Genomic DNA, 23,423 nt, shown 5'->3' with positions numbered 1-23,423 from the left:
GCGTGTTCACGCGGCCGGGCTCACGCCGTCAGCTTCGCCAGCGCCGCGTCGACGCGGGCCAGCGACTCCTCCTTGCCGAGGATCTGCAGGGACTCGAAGAGGGGCAGGCCGACGGTGCGGCCGGTGACCGCCACGCGGACCGGGGCCTGCGCCTTGCCGAGCTTCAGGCCGTGGGCCTCGCCGGCCGCGAGGACGGCCTCCTTCAGGGACTCGGGGGAGTTCCAGTCGGCCGCGTCCAGCTTCTCGCGGGCGGTCCGGAGGAGGGCGTCGGAGCCCTCCTTCATGGCCTTCGCCCAGGACGCCTCGTCGGAGACCGGCTCCGGCAGGAACAGGAAGTCGACGTTGTCCGTGATCTCGGCGAGCACCTTCAGGCGCGACTGGGCGTGCGGCGCGATGGCCTGCCACTTGGTCTCGTCGAAGTCCTCCGGCGCCCAGGGGGCGACCGGCTGCTGGAGCCACGGCCGGCAGCGCTCGGTGAAGTCCTTCACGTCGAGCATGCGGATGTGGTCGGCGTTGATCGCCTCGGCCTTCTTGAGGTCGAAGCGGGCCGGGTTCGGGTTGACGTCCGCGACGTCGAAGGCCGCGACCATCTCCTCGACGGTGAAGACGTCGCGGTCCGCGGAGAGCGACCAGCCCAGCAGGGAGAGGTAGTTGAGCAGGCCCTCGGGCAGGAAGCCGCGCTCGCGGTAGAGGTTCAGGGACGACTGCGGGTCGCGCTTGGAGAGCTTCTTGTTGCCCTCGCCCATCACGTACGGCAGGTGACCGAAGGCGGGGATCTCCTTGGCGACGCCCAGCTCGATCAGCGCCCGGTAGAGCGCGATCTGGCGCGGGGTGGAGGACAGCAGGTCCTCGCCGCGCAGGACGTGGGTGATCTCCATCAGGGCGTCGTCGACGGGGTTGACCAGCGTGTACAGCGGGGCGCCGTTGGCGCGGACGATGCCGTAGTCCGGGACGTTCTCCGGGGTGTACGTGATCTCGCCGCGGACCAGGTCCGTGAAGGTGATCGTCTCGTCGGGCATCCGGAAGCGGACGATCGGCTCGCGGCCCTCCGCCTCGTACTGCGCCACCTGCTCGGCGCTCAGCTCGCGGCAGTGGCCGTCGTAGCCGGACGGCCTGCCCGCGGCGCGGGCGGCCTCGCGGCGCTCCTCCAGCTCCGTGGTGGTGCAGTAGCAGCGGTAGGCGTGGCCGGCGTCCAGGAGCTTCTGCGCGACCTCCTTGTAGATGTCCATGCGCTGCGACTGGCGGTACGGGGCGTGCGGGCCGCCGATCTCGGGGCCCTCGTCCCAGTCGAAGCCCAGCCAGCGCATCGAGTCCAGGAGCTGCTCGTACGACTCCTCCGAGTCGCGGGCCGCGTCGGTGTCCTCGATGCGGAAGACCAGCGTGCCCTGGTGGTGCCGGGCGAACGCCCAGTTGAACAGGGCGGTGCGGACCAGGCCCACGTGGGGGTTGCCGGTGGGCGAGGGACAGAAACGTACGCGGACAGGGACGCTCGGTGCGTCGGGTGCGCTAGCCACGCTTGACTACCTTGTTGGTGAGAGTGCCGATGCCTTCGATGGTGACGGCGACCTCGTCGCCGACGACCAGGGGGCCGACCCCTGCCGGGGTGCCCGTGAGGACCACGTCGCCGGGGAGCAGCGTCATGGCCTCGGTGATGTTGACGATCAGGTCCTCGATCGAGTGCGTCATCTGGCTGGTGCTGCCCAGCTGGCGCTGCGCGCCGTTGACCGTGCACTGGATCGTGAGGTCGCTCGCGGCCGTGATGTCGAGGTCCGTCTCCACCCAGGGGCCGAGCGGGCAGGAGGTGTCGAAGCCCTTGGCCCGCGCCCACTGCTTCTCGCGCTTCTGCACGTCGCGCGCGGTGACGTCGTTGGCGCAGGTGTAGCCGAAGATCACGTCCTTGACGCGCTCGCGCGGGACCTCGCGGCACATGCGGCCGATGACCACGGCCAGCTCGGCCTCGTAGTGCACTTCCTCGGAGAAGGCCGGGTACTGGATGTCGTCGCCGGGGCCGATCACCGAGGTGGACGGCTTGAAGAAGGCGAACGGGGCGTCGGGCACCTCGTTGCCGAGCTCCTTGGCGTGGTCGGCGTAGTTGCGGCCGAAGGCCACGACCTTGTTGGGGAGCACGGGCGGCAGCAGCCGGACCTTGCTCAGCGGGACCTTCGTGCCCGAGAGCTCGTATTCCGCGAAGGGGATGCCTTTGATGATGTCGAGCACGAGTTCGTCGGGCCTGTCGCCCTCGACCGCGCCGAACGCGACGTTCCCGTCGATGGAGAATCTGGCAATGCGCACGGGTTCCCTGCGCCCCTCACTTGAGCCGGCTGGAGTCTGACGCTCCAGGCTAACGCGGCACGGGGCGGCTGCCCCGCGTATGACGGCCGGGTGGCCGGAGGGCGTGCCTGCGGCCGGAGGGCGCCGGGTGGCCGTCACGCCGCCCGGTACGGCCACGTGGGCTCCGGCGGCCGCTCCGCGGCCCACCGCCGCACCGCACCGATCGCGCGCCCCCGTTCGACGCCGCGCCGGGCCCCGCCACGCGTCGGCGCCGGCCACCACGCCGGGTTCGCGGCGCCGTGCCCGGAGGCCCGGCCGCCGCCTCGCGTCCGACGGCCGTCGTCGTTCCGTGCCGAGGCGACGGGCGCGTCATTCGGTCCGGGCACCGGGCGCGGCGTCGGTGGTGCGGCGTGTGCCGGGGTGCCCCCTGCAACGGCGAAGGGCGCCCTTCGCGTCTCGGGAGACGGCTGGGCGCCCGTCGGGGTGCGTTCGTCGCGTGCTGCGGGAGGTGGTCACTCCGTCGCGGAGGTCTGGACCGGGATCTCCATGAGGACCGTCCGCCGCGGGTTGGCGGTCACGGACGGGAGGTCCACGGAGTGCTCCTGCTGGTTCGCCGTCGCCAGTTCACCGGCGTCGGTGAGGTGGGCGAGCGTCGTTCGCCGCGGGTTGGCTATGGACCGGGACATCATGGTCGTCTTCACTGCTCTGCGTGACCTCGTCGGTGCGGGCGCCGGGCGGACTCACACGAGCCGTCCCATAAGCGCGGGTTGTCGGTTTCCCCATCCCTGTAAAGCGTCAGGCTAAACATCCAATTCCCGTGTCAAGACGTGAAGACGCCATGATCGTCATGTGAGTTTGCTCACTTACTAGTGAGCAATTCGGTCAATCCGGACCCATGATCCACCCCGACGAAACGGACATTATTCAACTGAAGCGAGCATTCCGCTCCTGATCATGGCGACTGGGACACGCCCCGTCCCTCATGACCTCGTGCACATACGCCCGTTATGCGGGGGATGACTTTCCACGCCTGGTGACGCCGACTGCACATCGTGTCACGATGGCCACACGGTGGCCCATTGGCCTTGTTGGAGATCCTGCACTGTGCTGGAATTCCACGGACCGCCGCGGGGAACAGCCGGCGCGCAGGAGGCGCAACGCAGCGCCGAGCTGCGGCGGGGAGGGGAACCAGCGCCGGTCGTTCACGACCACCAAGGGTGGCGCATTCAGGGCGCCCCCGACACGCCGACACCGTCTCGCCGTTCACGCGGAGGGGCGCCTGGTCCAGAGGTTGCGACGCTAGTGCAGGGACGTTTCAAGAGGGATGGCAGCGCTTCGGCGGACCCGGAGCCGCACGGCGGGGCTGGCCCCATGGCCGGCAGCTCCTCGCCCCAGCACGCCCAGCCCCCGGCCGTGACGGGCGACGGCGGCGAGCGCGCCGAAGGGGCCGGAGGCACGACGTCGTCCAGCCGGCCGAAGAACGCCCCGGGCGGTCCCGGAACGCGCATAGCACTGCGCAACTGGCGCATCTCCACTCGTCTGGTGTCACTGCTCGCGCTCCCCGTGGTCGCCGCGACCTCGCTCGGCGCCCTCCGCATCAGCGAGAGCGTCGAGGACATCCAGCAGCTCGACAACATGCGGCTGCTGACCGACATGACCAAGCAGGCGACGGAGCTCGCCGCCGCGCTCCAGCAGGAGCGCGACCTCTCGGCCGGCCCCCTGGCCCACGGCGCGACCGCCAGCGACTTCACGGTCAAGGGCGTCCGCGACACGACGGACACGGCCCGCAGCCAGTTCCTCAAGGCCACGCAGGAGATCGACGACGCGAGCGCCGACGGCCGGCTCCCCGGCGTCCGCGACAGTCTCGTCGGCATCGCGACCGAGCTGACGCAGCTCAACAACATCCGCTCGGGCGCCTACGAGGACGGCGCCAACTCCACGCTCACCGTCGAGGCGTACCACCGCCTGATCAACCAGCTGCTGAACCTCTCCCAGGACATGGCGGAGGCCACCAGCAACCCGGAGATGATCAAGCGCACGCGGGCGCTCGCGGCGTTCTCCAGCGCCAAGGAGTACGCCTCGGTGCAGCGCGCGGTCATCGCGGCGGCGCTGCCCGCGAACAACACCTCGAACGGCGAGCTCTCCGAGAGCGACCGGCAGTACGGTCTCTCGGCGCTGACCAGCGAGGACTCCGACCTCGACAGCTTCGGCACGATCTACGGCCGGGAAGACGCCGAAGAGCTGATGAAGCCCATCAGCGAGGGCAACGCGACCATCGACGCGTCCGACGAGTACGCGGACCGGGTGCTGAAGAACCAGAACGGTCTGCGCTCGCAGGCGAAGCGCTCGTACAAGGACTGGGTCGACGACCAGTCGGTCAAGATCAATCAGATGAAGAACATCGAGGGCACGCTCCTCGATGAGATGGAGCAGACCGCCCGTCAGCTCCGCAGCGAGTCCGAGCGCGACGCGATCCTCTCCGGCGCGATCATCCTGCTGGTCCTCGGCATCTCGCTGGTCGGCGCCTTCGTCGTGGCCCGCTCCATGATCCGCTCGCTGCGTCGGCTGCAGGACACGGCCACCAAGGTCGCCCAGGAGCGGCTGCCCGAGCTGGTCAAGCAGCTGTCCGAGGCGGACCCGCAGGACGTGGACACCTCCGTGGAGTCGGTCGGCCTGCACTCCAAGGACGAGATCGGCCAGGTGGCCGCGGCCTTCGACGACGTGCACCGCGAGGCGGTCCGCCTCGCCGCCGAGCAGGCCCTGCTGCGGGGCAACGTCAACGCGATGTTCACCAACCTCTCGCGCCGCTCCCAGGGCCTGATCCAGCGCCAGCTCTCGCTGATCTCCGAGCTGGAGTCCCGCGAGGCCGACCCGGACCAGCTCTCCTCGCTGTTCAAGCTGGACCACCTCGCGACCCGTATGCGCCGGAACGGCGAGAACCTCCTCGTCCTCGCGGGCGAGGAGCCCGGCCGCCGCTGGACCCGCCCGGTCCCGCTGGTCGACGTGCTGCGCGCCGCCGCCTCCGAGGTGGAGCAGTACGAGCGCATCGAGCTCGCCTCGGTGCCGGCCACCGAGGTCGCCGGCCGCGTCGTCAACGACCTCGTGCACCTGCTCGCCGAGCTGCTGGAGAACGCCACCTCGTTCTCCTCCCCGCAGACCAAGGTGAAGGTCACCGGTCACGCCCTGCCGGACGGCCGGGTGCTGATCGAGATCCACGACACCGGCATCGGTCTGTCCCCCGAGGACCTCGCGGCCATCAACGAGCGGCTCGCCGCGCCGCCCACCGTGGACGTCTCCGTCTCCCGCCGCATGGGTCTGTTCGTGGTCGGCCGCCTCTCGCAGCGCCACGGCATCCGCATCCAGCTCCGCCCGTCGGACTCCGGCGGCACCACCGCGCTGGTCATGCTGCCCGTCGACGTCGCCCAGGGCGGCCGGAAGCCCGTGCCGGGCAAGCCGGGCCAGGGCGGCGCCCCCGCCGGTGGCCCGGCCGCCGCGCAGGCCGCGGCCGGTGCCGCCGCCGCGCGCCGCGGCGGGAACGGCCGGCCGGGCGGGCCGAACGGCGGTGCCCCGGGCGACGCGAACGCACGTCCCGGCGGTATGCCGCAGCGCGGACAGGTGGGCGCCGGCCAGGGTGCCCGTGCCGCGCTGCCCGGCAGTGACCAGGGCGGACGTCCGGGCGGTCAGCGTGGTCCGCAGGGCGGGCCCGCCGTACCGCCGCAGGGCCGTCCCGCCCCCGGGTCCCCGGCCGCGTTCGAGCAGGGCGGCCTGTCGCCGGCGGGCACCGGCGGGTTCGGCGGTCAGGCACCGGGGGCCCCGCAGGGCCTCTCGGCCGCCGGCACCGGCGCGCCGCAGAACTTCGACGACTCGGGGCGCCAGGGCGGCTTCGCCGGCGGCGGCTCCGGGCTGCGCCCGGCGGGCACCTCCCTCGGTGAGGACGCGTTCGGCGGGCAGCGTCAGGACCAGGCCGGCCAGGGCGGTTTCGGCGACGGCGCCCCCGCGGAGCGCGGCTCCGGGCCGGCGAGCCGGAAGCAGCCCAAGGAACGGTCGGGGAGGCGCCGGCCGCAGCTGCCCGGGCGCGGTGGTCCGCGTGCCGAGCTGCCCGGCGGCAGCACACAGCCGCGGACGCCGAGCTGGAGCGACGAGAACGCGCAGCCGCCGGTGCCGCGCGCCTCGCTGGACGCGCCCCGCGGCCACGAGGAGCCCGACTCCACCTCGCGCCTGCCGCGGATCGAGGACCCGCAGGACCTGGGCTCGACCGCCGCGATGCCGCGGGTGGAGGACCACCGCGGTGCCGGTGCGGACGACTTCCCGGGTTCCGGGGGCGAGGCACCGCGAGGCGGGCAGTTCGACGACGGCGACGGCCAGTTCGTCCGCTCGGACGTCTTCGGCGGTTCCACGCCGGGGTCCCCGAGCCGGTACCCGGCGCCCGTCCGTGACAACCCGCAGGGCCCGGGGCAGTTCCCGCCCTCCGGCCAGGAGCGGAACGACACCGGGCAGTTCCCGGGCTTCGACGGCCAGGAGCGGAACGACACCGGGCAGTTCCCGGGCTTCGACGGCCAGGACCAGAGCGACACGGGTGGCTACCCCACGCCCGCGCAGGACCAGAACGACACCAGCCGCTACCCCACGCCCACGTACGGCCAGAACGACTCCGGCCGCTTCCCGGCGCTCGCGCGAGACCAGAACGGCACCGGCCAGTTCCCCGCGCCCGCCCACGACCCGAACGGCACCGGGCACGGCCAGTACGGCACACCCGCGCACGAGCAGAACGGCACCGGGCAGTTCCCCGGGTTCGGCCAGGACCAGAACGGCACCGGGCAGTTCCCCGGGTTCGGCCAGGAAGCGAACGGCACCGGCCAGTTCCCCGCGGCCGCGCAGGACAACGGCACCGGCCAGTTCCCCGCGGCCGGCTACGGGAACCAGCAGGACTTCTCCGGCACGGGCCGGTACGAGCAGCCGCTGAGCGACGGCGGCGCCGACTTCGGCGGGTCCCACCGGCCGGAACCGCAGCGTCCGCAGATGCCGCAGCGGCCCGTACGCGGGCAGGAGCCCGAGGCCCTGCCGCCCGCGCAGGGACCGGGCGACGGCCGTACGCCGCTGTTCGACACGCTGGAGACCAACTGGTTCCGCGGCGGCGGCCGGGCCGGCCGCCCGGCGGACACCGGGCAGGGCGACGCCAACGGCAGCCTGTTCTTCGGCGGCAGCCGGAACAACGGCGCGGCACAGCAGCCCGCCCCCACGGAGGAACAGCGCCCGGCCGCACCGTCCGCGGCCTGGCGTACCTCCCCCAATGACGAGCTCGTCCGTCAGGCCGAGCGCGCCCGTCAGCCGTCGGCCGGCGGGATCACCACCTCGGGCCTGCCGCGCCGGGTACCGCGCGCGAACCTCGTACCGGGTACGGCTCAGTCACAACAGCACCACAGCGGTCCGCAGGTCTCGCGCGCGCCCGACGATGTGCGCGGTCGGCTGACCAACCTCCGTCGGGGCATCGCGCAGGGTCGCCAGGCCGGTTCCGGCCAGACCGGCAGCTTCCCGAGCCCCACTCACCAGCAGGAGCGATAGTTGAGCCCGATGAGCCAGGCGGCACAGAACCTCAACTGGTTGATCACCAACTTCGTGGCCAACACCCCCGGGGTGTCCCACACCGTCGTCGTGTCCGCCGACGGACTCCTTCTGGCGATGTCCGAAGGCTTTCCGCGCGACCGCGCCGACCAGCTCGCGGCCGTCGCCTCCGGCCTCACCTCGCTCACGGCCGGGGCCTCCCGGATCTTCGAGGGCGGGAACGTGGCCCAGACCGTGGTGGAGATGGAGCGCGGCTTCCTCTTCCTGATGTCCATCTCGGACGGATCGTCGCTGGCGGTCCTCTCCCATCCGGACGGCGACATCGGCCTCATCGGCTACGAGATGGCGCTGCTCGTCGACCGCGCGGGCGCCGTGCTCACGCCGGACCTCCGCGCCGAACTCCAGGGCAGCCTGCTGCACTGAACAGGACCACCCCGCCCACCCCGCACCGTCCGGCCGCTGCGCCCCCACCGGCCCCTCGGACGGCACGACTGACCCACTGCTGTCCAGCCCGGAGGATTCATGACCCCGCCCAACCACCCTCATGATCCGTACGCCGATCCGTACGGCGACGAGGGCGACCAGCCGTTGGTGCGCCCGTACGCCATGACGGGCGGCCGTACCAGGCCGCGGTACCAGCTCGCCATCGAGGCGCTGATCAGCACGACGGCCGATCCGGCGGCGCTGATGGGGCTGCTCCCCGAGCACCAGCGCATCTGCCACCTGTGCCGTGAGGTCAAGTCGGTGGCCGAGGTGTCGGCCCTGCTCTCCATGCCGCTCGGGGTGGCCCGGATCCTCGTCGCGGACCTGGCCGAGGCCGGACTCGTCGCGATCCACCAGCCCGGTGGCGACGAGAGCAACGGCGGCGCGCCGGACGTAACACTGCTCGAAAGGGTGCTCAGTGGACTTCGCAAGCTCTGAGGCGGGGCGGGCGACCACCTCCGCGAAGATTGTGGTGGCCGGCGGCTTCGGCGTGGGCAAGACCACGTTCGTCGGCGCCGTGTCGGAGATCAACCCGCTGCGCACCGAAGCCGTCATGACATCCGCGTCCGCGGGCATCGACGACCTCACCCACACCGGCGACAAGACCACCACCACCGTCGCCATGGACTTCGGCCGCATCACCCTCGACCAGGACCTCATCCTCTACCTGTTCGGCACCCCCGGACAGGACCGCTTCTGGTTCATGTGGGACGACCTCGTCCGCGGCGCCATCGGCGCCATCGTCCTCGTCGACACCCGCCGCCTCGCCGACTGCTTCCCCGCCGTCGACTACTTCGAGAACAGCGGACTCCCCTTCGTCATCGCCCTCAACGGCTTCGACGGACAACAGCCCTACCAGCCCGACGAAGTCCGCGAAGCCCTCCAGATCGGCCCCGACACCCCCATCATCACCACCGACGCCCGCCACCGCGCCGACGCCAAATCCGCCCTCATCACCCTCGTGGAACACGCACTCATGGCCCGCCTGCGGTAGGGCGCCCCGGCCGTACTCCCGCGGTACCCAAGTCGGCAGTGCCCCGCGGAAGTTGCCGCAGGAGTACCGGTGTCGGCTGTGTCCTTTGACACGGCCGGCACCGGTGTTCATAACGTTTCGACAGAGAAATGTGACGACACGGCCACGCGTCGCGGTCGATCGATCTCGCTGTGCTCACAAAGCCCCCGCCTTCTGCCCCGCCTCGCTCTTTATGACCGTTTTATTCAGGGCTTACATCACGTGTAATCAGCGCTTTCCGATGTTTGGAAGAGCGCAGGCCGACATGCTGGAATGCCTGAACTGCCCAATGGTCGTAGACGTACTAGGGCCTGGAGTCACCCGCGGCACGACGTCAGTGCCGGCGCCGAGAGGTTGTTGGTCGAGTGAGGCGAAGCAAGAACAGTCCCGAGCCGTCGGCGCGGGACAACTTCACCCCGCCGCCGCGCGGGGCAGCACCCGCGAACACGTCCGGCCCGGAGCACGTGGCCACTCCTCCGGCCGACGGCAGCCGTCTCTCCCCGCGCAACTGGCGTGTACCCACTCGACTGAACGCCATTCTGCTCATTCCCGTGCTCGTGGGTCTGGTCATGGGCGGCTTCCAGGTGAAGAGCTCCATCGACACCTGGCGGGAGGCCGAGGACGCCGAGAGCACCGCCCGCCTCGTACAGGCCTCCCTGTCCTACGCGGACGCCCTCTACAACGAACGTGACATCACCGCCGCGCCCCTGCTGCAGGGCAAGGGCCAGGACGACGAGACGGTCACCAAGGCCCGCGCGGCGACCGACGAGGCCGCCGACGCCTTCGACGCCGCCACGCGGCAGATGCCCTCGAAGGCCGGCCTGGAGCGCCGTCTGTCGCTGTTCCGCGACGTCGAGCCCGACCTCGAGACGCTGCGTGCGAACGCCTACACCTCGAAGCTCACCGGTGTGCAGACCGAGGAGGGATACCTCCAGGTCGCGCACCCCCTGATCGAGTTCGCCAACGAGCTCAGCCTCGGCACCGGCAACGTCACCAGCTACGGCCGTACGGTCTACGCGATGTCGCTCACCAAGTCGGCGCTGTCGCTCGAGCGTTCCATCGGCATGCACATGCTGATCAAGCCGGGCCCCGGTGCCGGCAGCCTCGCCAGCCAGCGCGTCGCGCTCTCCAGCTACGCCTACCTGGAGAACATCGGCGTCCAGGAGTACCTCGGCGGCGGCACCGAGGCCGACGCGCGGCGGCTCGAGGAGGAAGAGGCCAAGGTCGAGTCCGACGGTGCGGCGCTGGCCGAGCAGGCCCGGGCCGAGGCCGCCGCGAAGGGCGAGGAGTACACCGCCCCGCCGTCCGACGCCAAGGACATGGTCGCGGCACTGGCCGCGCTCGACTCCACCGAGCCCGGCGCCCGCACCGCGCTCGCCGAGGACGGCATCACCGCGCAGAACTGGTGGGCGGTCAACACGCTGAAGTTCGACGCCTACCGCGCGATCGAGTCCGACATGGCCGACGCGGCCGTGACGGACGCCGCGACCGTCGCCGACGACGCCCGGACGGACGCGATCGTCACCGGCGCGATCGTCGTGATCGCCCTGCTCGCCGCCTTCTTCGTCGCCGGGCGCATGGCCCGCCAGATGAGCCGCTCCATGCACCGGCTGCGCACCGCCGCCTTCGGCGTCGCCGAGCAGCGCCTGCCGATGCTGGTCGACCAGCTCTCGCGCACCGACCCCGGTCGCGTGGACACCCGCGTCGAGCCCATCCCGATCCACACCAGGGACGAGATCGGCGAGGTCGCCCGCGCCTTCGACCAGGTGCACCGCGAGGCCGTCCGGCTCGCCGCCGAGCAGGCCATGCTGCGGGGCAACATCAACGCGATCTTCACCAACCTCTCCCGCCGCAACCAGTCGCTGATCGAGGGTCAGCTGACCCTGATCACCGACCTGGAGAACAACGAGGCGGACCCGGACCAGCTGGAGAACCTCTTCCGGCTCGACCACCTCGCGACCCGTATGCGCCGCAACGGCGAGAACCTCCTCGTCCTCGCGGGCGAGGAGCCGGGCCGCCGCTGGGACCAGCCGGTGCCGCTGGTCGACGTGCTGCGCGCCGCCTCCTCCGAGGTGGAGCAGTACGAGCGCATCGAGCTCTCCGGCGTCCCCGAGGCCGAGATCCACGGCCGCGCCGTGACCGACCTCGTGCACCTGCTGGCCGAGCTGCTGGAGAACGCCACCACGTTCTCCTCCCCGCAGACCAAGGTGCGGGTGACGGCCACCCGGCTGCCCGACGGCCGCATCATGATCGAGATCCACGACAAGGGCATCGGCCTGACCGCCGAGGACTTCGCGGACATCAACCACCGGCTGGCCAACCCGCCCACCGTGGACGCCGCGATCTCCCAGCGCATGGGCCTGTTCGTGGTCGGCCGGCTGTCCGACCGGCACGGCATCCGGGTCCAGCTGCGCCCCTCCGGCGAGACGGCGGGCACCACCTCGCTGGTCATGCTCCCGGACGCCATCACCCACGGTGGCGGCGGCGAACAGCAGCCGCTCGCGGGCGAGTTCACGGTCTCGCAGATCATGCCCGAGCAGCCGGAGCAGCAGACGTACCCGGGCGCGGGTCCGGTGCGCACGGCCGCGGAGCTCGGCTTCGACGACAGCCGCTACGCCGAGGTGCCGGACGACGTCCGCGAGCTGGACCCCGTCGGCCGCTCCCTGATGCGCGAGAACCGCCGAGCGGCCCTGGAGGCCCAGACACAGACGGACCGTCCCGAACTCCCGGCGGACGGCACGCAGTTCCCCGAGGCGTCGCCGTACGGCGAGAACGGCTTCGAGACGACCGGTCGGACCTACGACACCGGCGGTCAGGCCTACGACACCGGCCGTACCGCCTACCCGGACCAGCAGACGGACTACGACCAGCAGACGGCGTACCAGGAGGCGCAGCAGCCCGCGTACGACGGCGCGTACTACCCGCCGAACGGCGGCGGGCCGCAGACCGAGTCCTTCCCCGCCTCCGCCGCGTACCCCGAGCCCGCCTATGCGGAGCCCGCGCAGGACGAGCGTGCCGGAGCGCACGCCGTCGCGCCGGAGCAGTACCCCACCGCACCGGAGCAGCCCTACCAGGGCGACTGGCCGCAGCAGGGCGGCTACCCGAACGATCACCACGCCGGCTACGCCGGATACGCTGCGGAACCGGAATCTTCGCAGGCCGCTGACGTGGCGGAGGCCGAGCGCGTAGGCTTCGACCGTCCGGGACCGGCTCCCTCCGCCGTGCACGAGCTGACCGACGCCGGGCTGCCCCGCCGCGGCGCTCCCGCGAACGGTGCCGCCGGCGGGCGGCAGCACGGGCCGCAGGAACCGGCGGCGACGGAGACGGGCGACGACTGGCGCTCCGCGAACGACGAGCGGTGGCAGCAGGCCTCCCAGCTCCGGAAGCCGAAGGCGGGCGGGGTGACCTCCTCCGGCCTGCCGCGGCGGGTGCCCAAGGCCAACCTGGTCGAGGGGGCCGCCGCGTCGACCCCGCAGGGCGGACCGCAGATCTCCCGCGCCCCCGAGGACGTCCGGGGCAGGCTGAGCAACCTGCGCCGGGGGGTCCAGCGGGGACGCAACGCAGGCAGTGAAACGAACGGCCAGGCCACAAGGAATGAACACAGTGGTCCTGACAGCACCTACGACCAGGAGCGTTAGTGTGAGCCCGATGAGCCAGGCGGCACAGAACCTGAACTGGTTGATCACCAACTTCGTGGACAACACCCCGGGGGTGTCCCACACGGTGGTGGTCTCCGCCGACGGACTCCTTCTGGCGATGTCCGAAGGCTTCCCCCGCGACCGCGCCGACCAGCTCGCGGCCGTCGCCTCCGGTCTGACCTCGCTGACCGCCGGCGCCTCGCGCATCTTCGAGGGCGGCAGCGTGAACCAGACGGTTGTGGAGATGGAGCGGGGATTCCTCTTCATCATGTCCATTTCCGACGGTTCGTCGCTCGCGGTCCTTGCTCATCCGGAAGCCGACATCGGCCTCATCGGGTACGAAATGGCACTTCTGGTGGACCGTGCCGGCACGGTCCTGACGCCCGATCTACGAGCGGAGCTCCAAGGAAGCCTTCTCAACTAACAGACAGGCGGTGCGTTTTGGCGTCCCGTGGCCGTAAGGTTTCGGGACGCGGCTTCCACAACGTTGGGGCACGGCACAGTCGGAGGAGGAGAAATCGTGGCAACACCCCCAGGCGGTTCGTCTTCGGGCAATTGGTCCTACGGCCCTGGCCAGGGCCAGGGCCAGGGTGACCAGCACCGGTACGACTTCCCCTCCGCACCCAGCCAGCACCGGCCGTACGCACACCCGGGCTCCCAGAATCCGGGGCCGTCGCCGTACGACCAGCCGCAGGCGCCGCGCATCCAGCCCGTGCAGCCGCAGCGCCGCACCCCTGAACCGGCGCCCGCAGGGGCGTCCAGCAATCCCCTGGTGCGCCCGTACGCCATGACGGGCGGCCGCACCAGGCCGCGGTACCAGCTCGCCATCGAGGCGCTGGTGCACACCATCGCGCAGCCGCACCAGATGCAGGGCCAGTTGCCCGAGCATCAGCGGATCTGCAACCTGTGCCGAGAGATCAAGTCGGTCGCCGAGATCTCGGCGCTGCTGACCATTCCCCTCGGCGTGGCCAGGATCCTCGTCGCCGACTTGGCGGAGGCGGGCCTGGTCGCCATCCATCAGCCCGGCGGCGACGAGAACGCCGGCGGCCAGCCAGACGTGACACTGCTCGAAAGGGTGCTCAGTGGACTTCGCAAGCTCTAGCGGAGGGCCGGTTTCTCCTAGTCGCTCCACCACCTCCGCGAAGATCGTGGTGGCCGGCGGCTTCGGCGTGGGCAAGACCACGTTCGTCGGCGCCGTGTCGGAGATCAACCCGCTGCGCACCGAAGCCGTCATGACATCCGCGTCCGCGGGCATCGACGACCTCACCCACACCGGCGACAAGACCACCACCACCGTCGCCATGGACTTCGGCCGCATCACCCTCGACCAGGACCTCATCCTCTACCTGTTCGGCACCCCCGGACAGGACCGCTTCTGGTTCATGTGGGACGACCTCGTCCGCGGCGCCATCGGCGCCATCGTCCTCGTCGACACCCGCCGCCTCGCCGACTGCTTCCCCGCCGTCGACTACTTCGAGAACAGCGGACTCCCCTTCGTCATCGCCCTCAACGGCTTCGACGGACAACAGCCCTACCAGCCCGACGAAGTCCGCGAAGCCCTCCAGATCGGCCCCGACACCCCCATCATCACCACCGACGCCCGCCACCGCGCCGACGCCAAATCCGCCCTCATCACCCTCGTGGAACACGCACTCATGGCCCGCCTGCGGTAGCGCCGCGCTGCTGGGGCCGGATTCCATCTGCGGGTGCGTCGTGGCTTGTCGCGGCAGTTCCCCGCGACCCTTCCTGGGGCGCGGGGAACTGCGGGAACGGCGAAGGGGCCCCCTCCACATCGGAGGGGGCCCCTTCAGTTCGTACGGTGAGGCTCAGCGCCAGCTGTGCGGCGCCCGGAAGCCGGGCTCGCGTTCCAGGCGGCGCCAGCCGGCGCGGACGCGGCCGCGGTGGGCCGGGGCGGTGTCGGCGGGGCGGGCGGCGGCGCGGGCCATGAGGAGGGCCGTCAGGGCGGCGACCTCCTCGGGCTCGGCGTGGCCCTTCTCGACGCGGATGTCGGGGATGCTCATGGGTGTCGGTCTCCGTGTCTCAAGGTGTCCGCTGGGTCACTGCGGGGGGTTGCCGTGCTTGCGGGAGGGCAGGTCCGCGTGCTTGCTGTGCAGCATGGCCAGGGACCTGGCGAGGACCTCTCGGGTCTCGGCCGGGTCGATGACGTCGTCCACGAGGCCGCGCTCGGCCGCGTAGTACGGGTGCATCAGCTCGGACTTGTACTCCTTGACCATGCGGGTGCGCATCGCCTCGGGGTCCTCGGCGCCGGCGATCTGCCGGCGGAAGATCACGTTGGCCGCGCCCTCGGCGCCCATCACGGCGATCTCGTTCGTCGGCCAGGCGAGGGTGAGGTCCGCCCCGATGGACTGGCTGTCCATGACGATGTACGCACCTCCGTACGCCTTGCGCAGGATCAGCGAGATCCGCGGCACGGTGGCGTTGCAGTAGGCGTACAGCAACTTGGCACCGTGGCGGATGATGCCGCCATGCTCCTGGTCGACACCGGGAAGGAAGCCCGGAACGTCCAGGAAAGTGACGATCGGGATATTGAAAGCGTCACACATCTGGACGAAGCGCGCAGCTTTTTCACTCGCCTCGATGTCCAGGACGCCCGCGAGCACCTGCGGCTGGTTGGCGACGATGCCGACCACCTGGCCGTCGATGCGCGCCAGCGCGCAGATGATGTTGCGGGCCCAGCGCTCGTGGACCTCGAGGTACTCGCCGTCGTCGACGATCTCCTCGATGACCTTGGCCATGTCGTACGGGCGGTTGCCGTCCGCCGGGACCAGGTCGAGCAGCACGTCCGAGCGGCGGTCCGTGGGGTCGGCCGTCTCCACCCGGGGCGGGTTCTCCCGGTTGTTCTGCGGGAGGAGCGAGAGGAGGTAGCGCACCTCTGCGATGCAGGTCTCCTCGTCGTCGTACGCGAAGTGGCAGACGCCGGAGGTCTCGGCGTGGACGTCGGCGCCGCCCAGGCCGTTCTGGGTGATCTCCTCACCGGTGACCGCCTTGACGACGTCCGGGCCGGTGATGAACATCTGCGAGGTCTCGCGGACCATGAAGACGAAGTCCGTCAGGGCGGGGCTGTACGCCGCGCCGCCCGCGCACGGGCCCAGCATCACGCTTATCTGCGGGATGACGCCGGAGGCCTTGGTGTTGCGCTGGAAGATGCCGCCGTAGCCGGCGAGCGCCGAGACGCCCTCCTGGATACGGGCGCCCGCGCCGTCGTTGAGGGAGACCAGCGGCGCGCCCGCCGCGATGGCCATGTCCATGATCTTGTGGATCTTCGAGGCGTGGGCCTCGCCCAGCGCGCCGCCGAAGATGCGGAAGTCGTGGGCGTAGACGAAGACCGTGCGGCCCTCCACGGTGCCCCAGCCCGTGATCACACCGTCCGTGTACGGCCTCTTGGCTTCCAGGCCGAACCCGGTCGCCCGGTGCCGGCGCAGCTGCTCGACCTCCTGGAACGACCCCGGGTCCAGCAGCAGCTCGATCCGCTCCCGCGCGGTGAGCTTCCCCTTGGCGTGCTGCGCCGCGGTGGCCTTTTCGCTCGGGCCGGCCAGCGCCTGCGCACGGATCTCGTGGAGTTCGGCCACACGCCCGCGAGCGTCTGTCGGCTCGCCCGGCGCCTCATCCAAAACGGTCATGTAGCGACCTTACGAAGCGGACCATGAAAAGCTCGCCGTCGACTCCGTACAGTCTCCGACCCGTTTTCCTGGTACCACCGGACAGAACCGTGCTGGAATGCAGCCGATCCGACTGCTCACAGCCGGTGCGGCTTGTGGGGGTCGCACAAAACGGCTAGCTGAGAGACACCTCACATCGGCCGGTCGCGCATACCTCCCCCGGAGTGACGCGCAGGTGCAGCCGCCGGCCCGTGCCGAGGACCTCGACCGACGGGTCCGCACGCACGACGTCCCGTACGGGGTGGTCCCAGAGGACCTCGAACGGCTCCCCCGTGCGCGGTGGTTCGCTCACGCACAGCGTAGCGGCACGTCCCCGGTGCCGTACGAGCACGCTCGCGGGCGCGGTGACGGTGAGCGGGCCCGCCGTGCCGGGGCCGAAGAAGTTCGCGGCCGTGAGGCCGAGCGGGCGGACGTGGACGGCCTGGCGGCGGGCGTCGTTGGCGAGGACGGTCAGCCGGCCCCGGTCGGCCGCGCGGGCGGCGACCTGCTCCCGGGAGGCGCCGGGCATCAGGACGTACACGTACGACGCCGCCTCCGGGTCCGTGCCGTGGTCCAGCCAGAGGGTCTGCCAGCGGCGGGTGCGGCGCTCGGTGCTCCCGCCGGTGTTGATGCCGGACCAGGCGCCGGTGCGGTCCTCGCGGAGCGTGCGCAGGTCGCCGCCCGCCGGGAGGATCCAGCCGCCGTGGCCCGCCAGGTGGGCCCAGCCGCGCCGGAGGGTGAGCTCCCGTTCGCCGCCCTCGCCGAGGTTGCGGTTGTCGACGACGGTCTCGACCGGCACGCCGTCCGCACAGGTGATGCCGGCGCCCAGGCAGACGACCGAGTCCGCGAGGCAGAACCACGACTTACGGGCCTCGAGCGTGGAGCCCAGTCCCTTCAGGTGCTGGCCGATCGCCGCGTACTCGCCGTCCGTGGTGCCGCCGACCCAGCGCGTGCCGGGCCTGGGCTCGCCCCACTCCCCGCCCTCCTTGTCGGCGAGCCGCCGGGTGGAGACGGTGGTGCCGGGCAGCCGGTACCAGTCGACGGTCGGCCAGAACCAGTCCGTGTACTGATCGGCCCGGTCGGCGGGCTCCCCGGTCGGCCACCACAGCGTCATGCCCGCCCCCGTGTGCCAGCCGCGCGGGTTCTCGCCGTTGCCGCACTCGTAGTGCGCGATCCGGTCGGAGGCCATGGCGATGTTCAGGACGAAGCCGGGGCGGCGGTGGACGGCCCGGTCCATGGCGGCGAACAGGTGGTGGCCGACGGGGTCGGCGGCGGGCGGCACCGGGGAGCCGGCGACCGCGTGCAGCCGGGCCAGGTCCGCGACGCCGAACTGCGGGGCGGTGAGGACCGGCGACACCGTGTCCCGCTCGGTCCAGCCCTTGATCCGCCCGTACCAGCGCCTCCGCTCGGCCTCGCTCGCGCTCTGGGCCAGCAGCGCGATCGCCGCGATGAGGCCCTGTCCGTGGAAGTGGTCGGAGCGCATGATCCCCTGGTCGTCACCCTTGAGGAGACCCCGGCTGATGGCGCGTCCGTTGACGGAGTCCATCACCAGGCCGTCGTGGAGGAGCGGTGCGTAGGCGCGCTCCACGCTGTCGAGCACGAGTCGCCGGTTCGGGTCGGTGACCTCCCAGTCCGACCCGGCGAGCAGCGCGAGGAGCCGCCCGAGGCCGTCGAGCAGGACCTGCCCGTACGTCCCCGAGTAGGCGACCCACGTGTGCTGGACGAACGAGCCGTCGGCGTACAGCCCGTCCCCGCGGGTGACGTACGGGAAGACCGGGGAGAGGGCGTCGCGGGCCAGCGCGATCTTCTCGGGGGCGCGGCCGAGGACGCCGCGCAGGGCGACCGAGCGGCAGAGGTCGACGCGGTTGGCGCCGGTGGAGGTGCCCGAGTAGTCGCGGAGCAGCGCGTCGGGGACGAAGTGGTCGACGGCCGCGCACGCCGCCGCCCGCCGGTCGTCCGTCAGGTGGTCGTGCAGGGCGGCCGTGATGTCCATGAGGAGGCGAGGGCTGCCGATCTGCCATTCCCACCAGTTGCCGTACCGGGTGGTGGAGGGGTTGTAGACGGTCGCGGAGAGGTGGTCGAGCCCGCGGAGGACGTCCGCGAGGAGGCCGGCGTCGGCGGTGAGTCCGGTGCCCTCCTGGACGTACGCCTGGGTCATCGTCCACAGGCGGCCGTAGCTGCGGGTGATGCCGGCGGGCGGGTCGAAGGGGTGGCCGGGCCAGAGGGAGGTGGGGGTGGGGGCCATCGTGGCGCGGTGCTCACGGGCGCGCTCGCCGGTCTCGCGCAGGCGGGAGGCGTACGGTTCGGCGGCCGGGTCGTAGCCGGTGCCGAGGGCGAGACCGAGCCAGCGGCGCCGGAGGGTGTCGTACGGGTCGTCGTCGGCGGCGGTGGCGGCGCCTGCCGTGAGGGCCGCGGCGTGGGCCGCTCCCAGGGCCGCCGTGAGCAGGACGGCGCGACGGGTGGGAGCGGGCGGACGGACGCGGCGCTGCGGGGTGTCCGGGGTCATGGTCATGGCGTCTACCACCGGAGGACGCGTAACGGAACTCGCCAAGAATGTTGAATATTGAACGACATAGGGCTACGGTGGGCCACGTCCGAAAAGTTTAACTTTGAACATTCCCGCTCGGCGCCCACACCCGAGCCCCCACCCAAGGAGCACCCCATGGGCATCTTCGGCCGCAGGAACACCGCCGGCGCCGGCACCACCACGGCCCCGGCGACCACCGCCCCGGTCAGCCCCGGCCTCGCCGCGCTGACCGGCGACTACACGATCGACCCCGCCCACTCGACGATCGGCTTCACGGCCCGCCACGCCATGGTCACCAACGTCAAGGGGAGCTTCCGGGACTTCTCCGGGACGCTGCACCTGGACGGCACCGACCCGGCGAGCTCCACGGCCTCCCTCGACGTCACGATGGACAGCATCGACACGGGTTCCGCCGACCGCGACGGGCACCTGAAGAGCGCGGACTTCTTCAACACGGACGAGTTCCCGGCGATGACGTTCCGCTCGACGAAGGCGGAGGCCCTGGGCGGCGACGACTACCGCGTCACGGGTGACCTCACCATCCTCGGCACGACGAAGCCGCTGACGATCGACCTGGAGTTCAACGGCTCCGCGAGGGACCCGTTCGGCAACGAGCGCGTCGGCTTCGAGGGCAAGGCGGAGATCCTCCGCTCCGAGTGGGGCCTGACCTGGAACGCGGCCCTGGAGACCGGCGGCGTCCTCGTCTCGGACAGGATCAAGCTGGTCTTCGACATCTCGGCGATCAGGAACGCGGGCTGAACCCGCCGGGGGCCGCATCCGGCCCCGGCCCGCCGAGCGCGCCCGTCCTCCGACCCCTGCCGGAGGGCGGGCGTCGTCAGAACCCCCCGCCGAAGTCCCCGCCGCCCCCGCCGAAGTCCCCTCCGCCGCCGAAGTCCCCGCCGCCCCCGAAGCCCCCGCCGAAGCCGCCCGTGAAGTCGTCGGTGCCGAAGTCCGCGCCCGAGACGTCCCCTCCCTCGTAGCCGCCGCCGAAGTCGCCGTATCCGGCGCCGTAGTCGGCCGCGTACGACGGGGTGGCCATCAAGCCGCCGAGCATCGTGCCGACCAGCAGCCCGGGCAGGATGCCGCCGCCGAAGTAACCGCCGGCCCAGGGGCCGTACGCCGGGCCCGCCTCCCAGTACGGGCGGCGGCCGTACCCCGTGTCCACCTCGCGGACCGCCGGGTCCAGGCCCTCCTCCAGGCGCACCCGGTCCGCGGCGCACACCGGCACCTCGCGCGGCGCGCCGGTCGCGGGCGCCCAGGTGACGTCGGCCACCGACGGGCCGTGCCGCGGGTCGAAGAAGCAGGGGGCGCGGCGCTCGGGCAGCGGCCGGCCCTCACGGCGGGCGGCCAGCAGGGCGAGCGAGAACCGGCCGTCCTCCAGCGCCTGGGTGACCGCGCGCACGTCCTCCGGCCGCCGGGCGGCGGCCATCAGCGACTTCGCCTGCTCGTAGGCGTTCAGGGCGCGTTCGTAGTCGGCGCGCATGGCGTCGTCCGCGCCGGGCTCGGCGGGATGGAAGTCGAGCCGGTCCAGTTCCTCGCCGAACGCCGTGATGTCCTCGTCCACGACGACGCGCAGCTTCTGAAGCGCCTCCCGCTGTTCCCGCTCCCGCCTGCGGCGGCTCCGGCGGACCAGCGCGTACGCGCCGGCGCCGCCCACCACCAGCACCCCGCCCACGGTGGCCAGGGCGCCCACGTCCACGCCGGTGCCGCCCCCGCCGCCCCAGCTGTCGGGGGCCGAGCCGTGGAGATTGCTGCGCAGCGCGTCGTCGACGAAGTCGTTGAGCTGGGTCTTGGCGTCGCCCGCTCCCTGGGCCGCGGACCGGAGGTTCTGCACACCCTGGTGCGAGAGGACACTGCTGTCGGCCTGGGCGTCGAACCGGTCGCCGAGACGGATGCCGTACAGGCCGGTGATGCCGGTCTCGGTGCGCAGGTCGGCGAAGATGCCCTGGGACGGCTGGTCGGCCGGGAGCACCGCCACGAAGACCGGTTCGTCCGCGTCCCTGATCCTGTCGGAGAGCGCGTCGGCGTCGGCCTCGGACAGCTGGTCGGAGGCGGCCGGGTCGACGTACACGGGATTCTTGCGCAGCGCCTCGGCGACCGTGGTGAGATCGGTGGCCGCGTGGGCGCCGGGCGCACCGACGACCAGGGCCGAGAACACCGCCAGCGCCGCGGCGAGCGGAGCGATCAGCAGACGGACGACACCTCGCGACAGGACAGCCCTCATACTTCGACGCTACCTCGCCGGGCGCACGAAACGGCGGGCGCGGCAGCACGGAACACGAGCGCCGTACCCCCGGAGCCGCCGCCACGGCGAGGGTTCCGGCGGGCCGGGCCGGTCCGCCGGAACTCCTGCCGGGGTGCCGGCCCTACTCCGCCGGCTCCACCCGGGCCCGCAGCAGCCCGTACGTGTACGCGTCCTCCAGCGCCTGCCAGGACGCGGCGATCACGTTGTCGGCGACGCCGACCGTGGACCACTCGCCCGCACCGTCGGAGGTGGAGATCAGCACCCGGGTCGTGGACCGGGTGCCGCCCCGGCCCTCCAGGATGCGGACCTTGTAGTCGACCAGCTCGAATTTCGCGAGCTGCGGGTAGATCCGCTCCAGGGCGACGCGCAGGGCGCGGTCGAGGGCGTTGACCGGGCCGTTGCCCTCCGCGGTGGCGACGATGCGCTCACTCTTGGCCCACAGCTTGACCGTGGCCTCGTTGGCGTGGCTGCCGTCGGGGCGGTCCTCGACGATGGCGCGCCAGGACTCGGTGCGGAAGTAGCTCAGCGGCCGGCCCGCCACCTCCGCGCGCAGCAGCAGCTCGAAGGAGGCGTCGGCGGCCTCGTACGTGTAGCCCTTGAGCTCCCGCTCCTTGACCCGCGCGACGACCCGGCCGACGAGTTCTCGGTCGTCGCCCAGGTCGACGCCGAGCTCCTTGCCCTTGAGCTCGACCGAGGCGCGGCCCGCCATGTCGGAGACCAGCATGCGCATGGTGTTGCCGACCCGCTCCGGGTCGATGTGCTGGTACAGGTCCGGGTCGACCTTGATCGCGGAGGCGTGCAGCCCGGCCTTGTGGGCAAAGGCGGAGAGGCCGACGTAGGGCTGGTGCGTGGACGGGGTGAGGTTGACCACCTCGGCGATGGCGTGCGAGATCCGGGTCATCTCGCGCAGCTTGCCCTCGGGCAGCACCTTCTTGCCGTACTTCAGCTCCAGGGCGGCGACGACCGGGAAGAGGTTGGAGTTGCCGACGCGCTCGCCGTAGCCGTTGGCGGTGCACTGGACGTGGGTGGCGCCCGCGTCGACGGCGGCGAGGGTGTTGGCGACGGCGCAGCCGGTGTCGTCCTGGGCGTGGATGCCGAGGCGGGCGCCCGTGTCGGCGAGGACGGTCGCGACCACTGCCTGGACCTGGGCCGGGAGCATGCCGCCGTTGGTGTCGCAGAGCACCACCACGTCGGCGCCGGCCTCGGCGGCGGTCCGGACGACCGCCTTCGCGTACTCCGGGTTCGCGCGGTAGCCGTCGAAGAAGTGCTCGCAGTCGACGAACACCCGGCGGCCCTCAGCGACCAGGTGGGAGACGGTGTCCCGGATCATCTCCAGGTTCTCGTCGAGCGTGGTGCGCAGGGCCAGCTCCACGTGCCGGTCGTGGGACTTGGCGACCAGGGTGATCACCGGTGCGCCGGACGCGAGGAGGGCCTTGACCTGGGGGTCCTCGTTCGCCTTGCCGCCGGCCCGGCGGGTGGCGCCGAAGGCGACGAGCTGGGCGTGCTGGAAGCGGATCTCCTGCTGGGCGCGGGCGAAGAACTCGGTGTCGCGCGGGTTGGCGCCGGGCCAGCCGCCCTCGATGAAGCCCACGCCGAAGTCGTCCAGGTGCCGTGCGACGGCCAGCTTGTCCGCGACCGTGAGGTTGATGCCCTCACGCTGCGCACCGTCGCGCAGGGTGGTGTCGAAGACGTGGAACGAATCGTCGAGCTCGCTGGTTTCGGTCATGGTTGTCTCGGCTCCTGTACTGGATCCCGTAGTGGATCTCGGTTTACCGGAATGACCGGCTCCGCCCTCCTCCGATGATCCCTTGCGCTCTTCCCCCGGCTGCCGGTGGGCCCGGGAAAACGAAAAACCCCTCGCGGGTGCGAGAGGTCTGCGCGCGGGTCGAGACGACGGCGTCCGCCCGTACGTGGTGGTACCGGGCGGTCACTGCGGACCGGCGCGCCTGCTGCCAATAATCATGGCGAACGAAAGCACGGGGGGAGTCTGGCACAGACCGCCCCCGTGCTCATCGCCGTCTCAGGA

General features: G+C 71.7%; 17 protein-coding genes. 9 read left to right on the top strand and 8 right to left on the bottom strand.

What is annotated here, in order from left to right:
* Nucleotides 1-20: 20 nt before the first annotated feature.
* The 3 genes from gltX to IEZ04_RS22410 all read right to left on the bottom strand — a co-directional run bounded on the left by gltX (nucleotide 21) and on the right by IEZ04_RS22410 (nucleotide 2,972).
* Nucleotides 21-1,514, bottom strand: coding sequence for a glutamate--tRNA ligase (gltX, locus tag IEZ04_RS22420; RefSeq protein ID WP_189218752.1), 1,494 nt, complete (start codon nucleotides 1,512-1,514; stop codon nucleotides 21-23).
* Nucleotides 1,507-2,292, bottom strand: a complete 786-nt coding sequence (locus IEZ04_RS22415) for a fumarylacetoacetate hydrolase family protein (RefSeq protein WP_189218751.1) — start codon at nucleotides 2,290-2,292, stop codon at nucleotides 1,507-1,509. The genes gltX and IEZ04_RS22415 overlap by 8 nt, the downstream gene beginning before the upstream one ends.
* Before the next feature lie 491 nt (nucleotides 2,293-2,783).
* Complete coding sequence (locus IEZ04_RS22410) at nucleotides 2,784-2,972, bottom strand: hypothetical protein (protein WP_189218750.1); 189 nt, start codon at nucleotides 2,970-2,972, stop codon at nucleotides 2,784-2,786.
* A 601-nt stretch (nucleotides 2,973-3,573) separates the two neighbouring features.
* On the opposite strand from IEZ04_RS22410, the gene IEZ04_RS22405 reads away from it, so the two are divergent.
* From IEZ04_RS22405 to IEZ04_RS22370, 8 genes are all read left to right on the top strand, one after another.
* The gene (locus IEZ04_RS22405; protein ID WP_189218749.1) at nucleotides 3,574-7,833 is read left to right on the top strand and encodes a nitrate- and nitrite sensing domain-containing protein; all 4,260 of its coding nucleotides are present in this window, start codon (nucleotides 3,574-3,576) and stop codon (nucleotides 7,831-7,833) included.
* A gap of 9 nt (nucleotides 7,834-7,842) precedes the next feature.
* Entirely contained in the window at nucleotides 7,843-8,256 is a 414-nt protein-coding gene (locus IEZ04_RS22400) for a roadblock/LC7 domain-containing protein (protein ID WP_189218748.1), read from the top strand.
* Between the two features lie 99 nt (nucleotides 8,257-8,355).
* Nucleotides 8,356-8,754 carry a DUF742 domain-containing protein gene (locus IEZ04_RS22395; RefSeq protein WP_189218747.1) on the top strand — a complete coding sequence of 133 codons (399 nt, stop codon included), beginning with the start codon at nucleotides 8,356-8,358 and terminating at the stop codon, nucleotides 8,752-8,754.
* Nucleotides 8,735-9,310 (top strand): GTP-binding protein, encoded by a 576-nt coding sequence (locus IEZ04_RS22390; RefSeq protein ID WP_189218746.1) that lies wholly within the window; start codon nucleotides 8,735-8,737, stop codon nucleotides 9,308-9,310. The genes IEZ04_RS22395 and IEZ04_RS22390 overlap by 20 nt, the downstream gene beginning before the upstream one ends.
* A gap of 383 nt (nucleotides 9,311-9,693) precedes the next feature.
* Nucleotides 9,694-12,966 carry a sensor histidine kinase gene (locus tag IEZ04_RS22385; RefSeq protein WP_189218745.1) on the top strand — a complete coding sequence of 1,091 codons (3,273 nt, stop codon included), beginning with the start codon at nucleotides 9,694-9,696 and terminating at the stop codon, nucleotides 12,964-12,966.
* A 10-nt stretch (nucleotides 12,967-12,976) separates the two neighbouring features.
* A complete protein-coding gene (locus tag IEZ04_RS22380; protein ID WP_004983065.1) occupies nucleotides 12,977-13,390 on the top strand; it encodes a roadblock/LC7 domain-containing protein in 414 nt (137 codons plus the stop codon).
* A gap of 96 nt (nucleotides 13,391-13,486) precedes the next feature.
* On the top strand, nucleotides 13,487-14,068 hold the full coding sequence (locus IEZ04_RS22375; protein ID WP_189218744.1) for a DUF742 domain-containing protein: 582 nt from the start codon (nucleotides 13,487-13,489) through the stop codon (nucleotides 14,066-14,068).
* The gene (locus IEZ04_RS22370) at nucleotides 14,049-14,639 is read left to right on the top strand and encodes a GTP-binding protein (protein WP_189218743.1); all 591 of its coding nucleotides are present in this window, start codon (nucleotides 14,049-14,051) and stop codon (nucleotides 14,637-14,639) included. The genes IEZ04_RS22375 and IEZ04_RS22370 overlap by 20 nt, the downstream gene beginning before the upstream one ends.
* A 153-nt stretch (nucleotides 14,640-14,792) precedes the next feature.
* Here IEZ04_RS22370 and IEZ04_RS22365 read toward each other — a convergent pair whose 3' ends face one another.
* The 3 genes from IEZ04_RS22365 to IEZ04_RS22355 form a co-directional block, all read right to left on the bottom strand.
* A complete protein-coding gene (locus IEZ04_RS22365; RefSeq protein ID WP_189218742.1) occupies nucleotides 14,793-14,987 on the bottom strand; it encodes an acyl-CoA carboxylase epsilon subunit in 195 nt (64 codons plus the stop codon).
* Nucleotides 14,988-15,023: 36 nt separating this feature from the next.
* On the bottom strand, nucleotides 15,024-16,607 hold the full coding sequence (locus tag IEZ04_RS22360) for an acyl-CoA carboxylase subunit beta (RefSeq protein ID WP_189218741.1): 1,584 nt from the start codon (nucleotides 16,605-16,607) through the stop codon (nucleotides 15,024-15,026).
* A 154-nt stretch (nucleotides 16,608-16,761) separates the two neighbouring features.
* Nucleotides 16,762-19,137 (bottom strand): polysaccharide lyase 8 family protein, encoded by a 2,376-nt coding sequence (locus IEZ04_RS22355; RefSeq protein ID WP_189218740.1) that lies wholly within the window; start codon nucleotides 19,135-19,137, stop codon nucleotides 16,762-16,764.
* Nucleotides 19,138-19,287: 150 nt separating this feature from the next.
* Between IEZ04_RS22355 and IEZ04_RS22350 the strand changes: the two genes are divergently transcribed.
* The gene (locus IEZ04_RS22350; protein ID WP_189218739.1) at nucleotides 19,288-19,911 is read left to right on the top strand and encodes a YceI family protein; all 624 of its coding nucleotides are present in this window, start codon (nucleotides 19,288-19,290) and stop codon (nucleotides 19,909-19,911) included.
* Nucleotides 19,912-19,987: 76 nt separating this feature from the next.
* Here IEZ04_RS22350 and IEZ04_RS22345 read toward each other — a convergent pair whose 3' ends face one another.
* Together IEZ04_RS22345 and cimA are read right to left on the bottom strand one after the other, a co-directional pair.
* Nucleotides 19,988-21,376 carry a hypothetical protein gene (locus IEZ04_RS22345; protein WP_189218738.1) on the bottom strand — a complete coding sequence of 463 codons (1,389 nt, stop codon included), beginning with the start codon at nucleotides 21,374-21,376 and terminating at the stop codon, nucleotides 19,988-19,990.
* Nucleotides 21,377-21,518: 142 nt separating this feature from the next.
* Nucleotides 21,519-23,123: a citramalate synthase gene (gene cimA, locus IEZ04_RS22340; protein WP_189218737.1), complete on the bottom strand. Its 1,605-nt coding sequence runs from the start codon at nucleotides 23,121-23,123 to the stop codon at nucleotides 21,519-21,521.
* Between the last annotated feature and the right edge of the window lie 300 nt (nucleotides 23,124-23,423).

The organism is Streptomyces ruber (assembly GCF_014648075.1).
In the GTDB taxonomy this organism is placed as follows: domain Bacteria; phylum Actinomycetota; class Actinomycetes; order Streptomycetales; family Streptomycetaceae; genus Streptomyces; species Streptomyces ruber.
This window is presented reverse-complemented; position numbering and strand designations above follow the sequence as displayed.

Excerpts from the sequence above, each read along its gene's own strand:
- IEZ04_RS22400 (WP_189218748.1), top strand. The coding sequence starts at position 7,843 with ATGAGCCAGGCGGCACAGAACCTCAACTGGTTGATCACCAACTTCGTG.
- IEZ04_RS22395 (WP_189218747.1), top strand. The coding sequence starts at position 8,356 with ATGACCCCGCCCAACCACCCTCATGATCCGTACGCCGATCCGTACGGC.
- IEZ04_RS22380 (WP_004983065.1), top strand. The coding sequence starts at position 12,977 with ATGAGCCAGGCGGCACAGAACCTGAACTGGTTGATCACCAACTTCGTG.
- IEZ04_RS22365 (WP_189218742.1), bottom strand. The coding sequence starts at position 14,987 with ATGAGCATCCCCGACATCCGCGTCGAGAAGGGCCACGCCGAGCCCGAG.
- IEZ04_RS22360 (WP_189218741.1), bottom strand. The coding sequence starts at position 16,607 with ATGACCGTTTTGGATGAGGCGCCGGGCGAGCCGACAGACGCTCGCGGG.
- IEZ04_RS22355 (WP_189218740.1), bottom strand. The coding sequence starts at position 19,137 with ATGACCATGACCCCGGACACCCCGCAGCGCCGCGTCCGTCCGCCCGCT.
- IEZ04_RS22350 (WP_189218739.1), top strand. The coding sequence starts at position 19,288 with ATGGGCATCTTCGGCCGCAGGAACACCGCCGGCGCCGGCACCACCACG.
- IEZ04_RS22345 (WP_189218738.1), bottom strand. The coding sequence starts at position 21,376 with ATGAGGGCTGTCCTGTCGCGAGGTGTCGTCCGTCTGCTGATCGCTCCG.
- cimA (WP_189218737.1), bottom strand. The coding sequence starts at position 23,123 with ATGACCGAAACCAGCGAGCTCGACGATTCGTTCCACGTCTTCGACACC.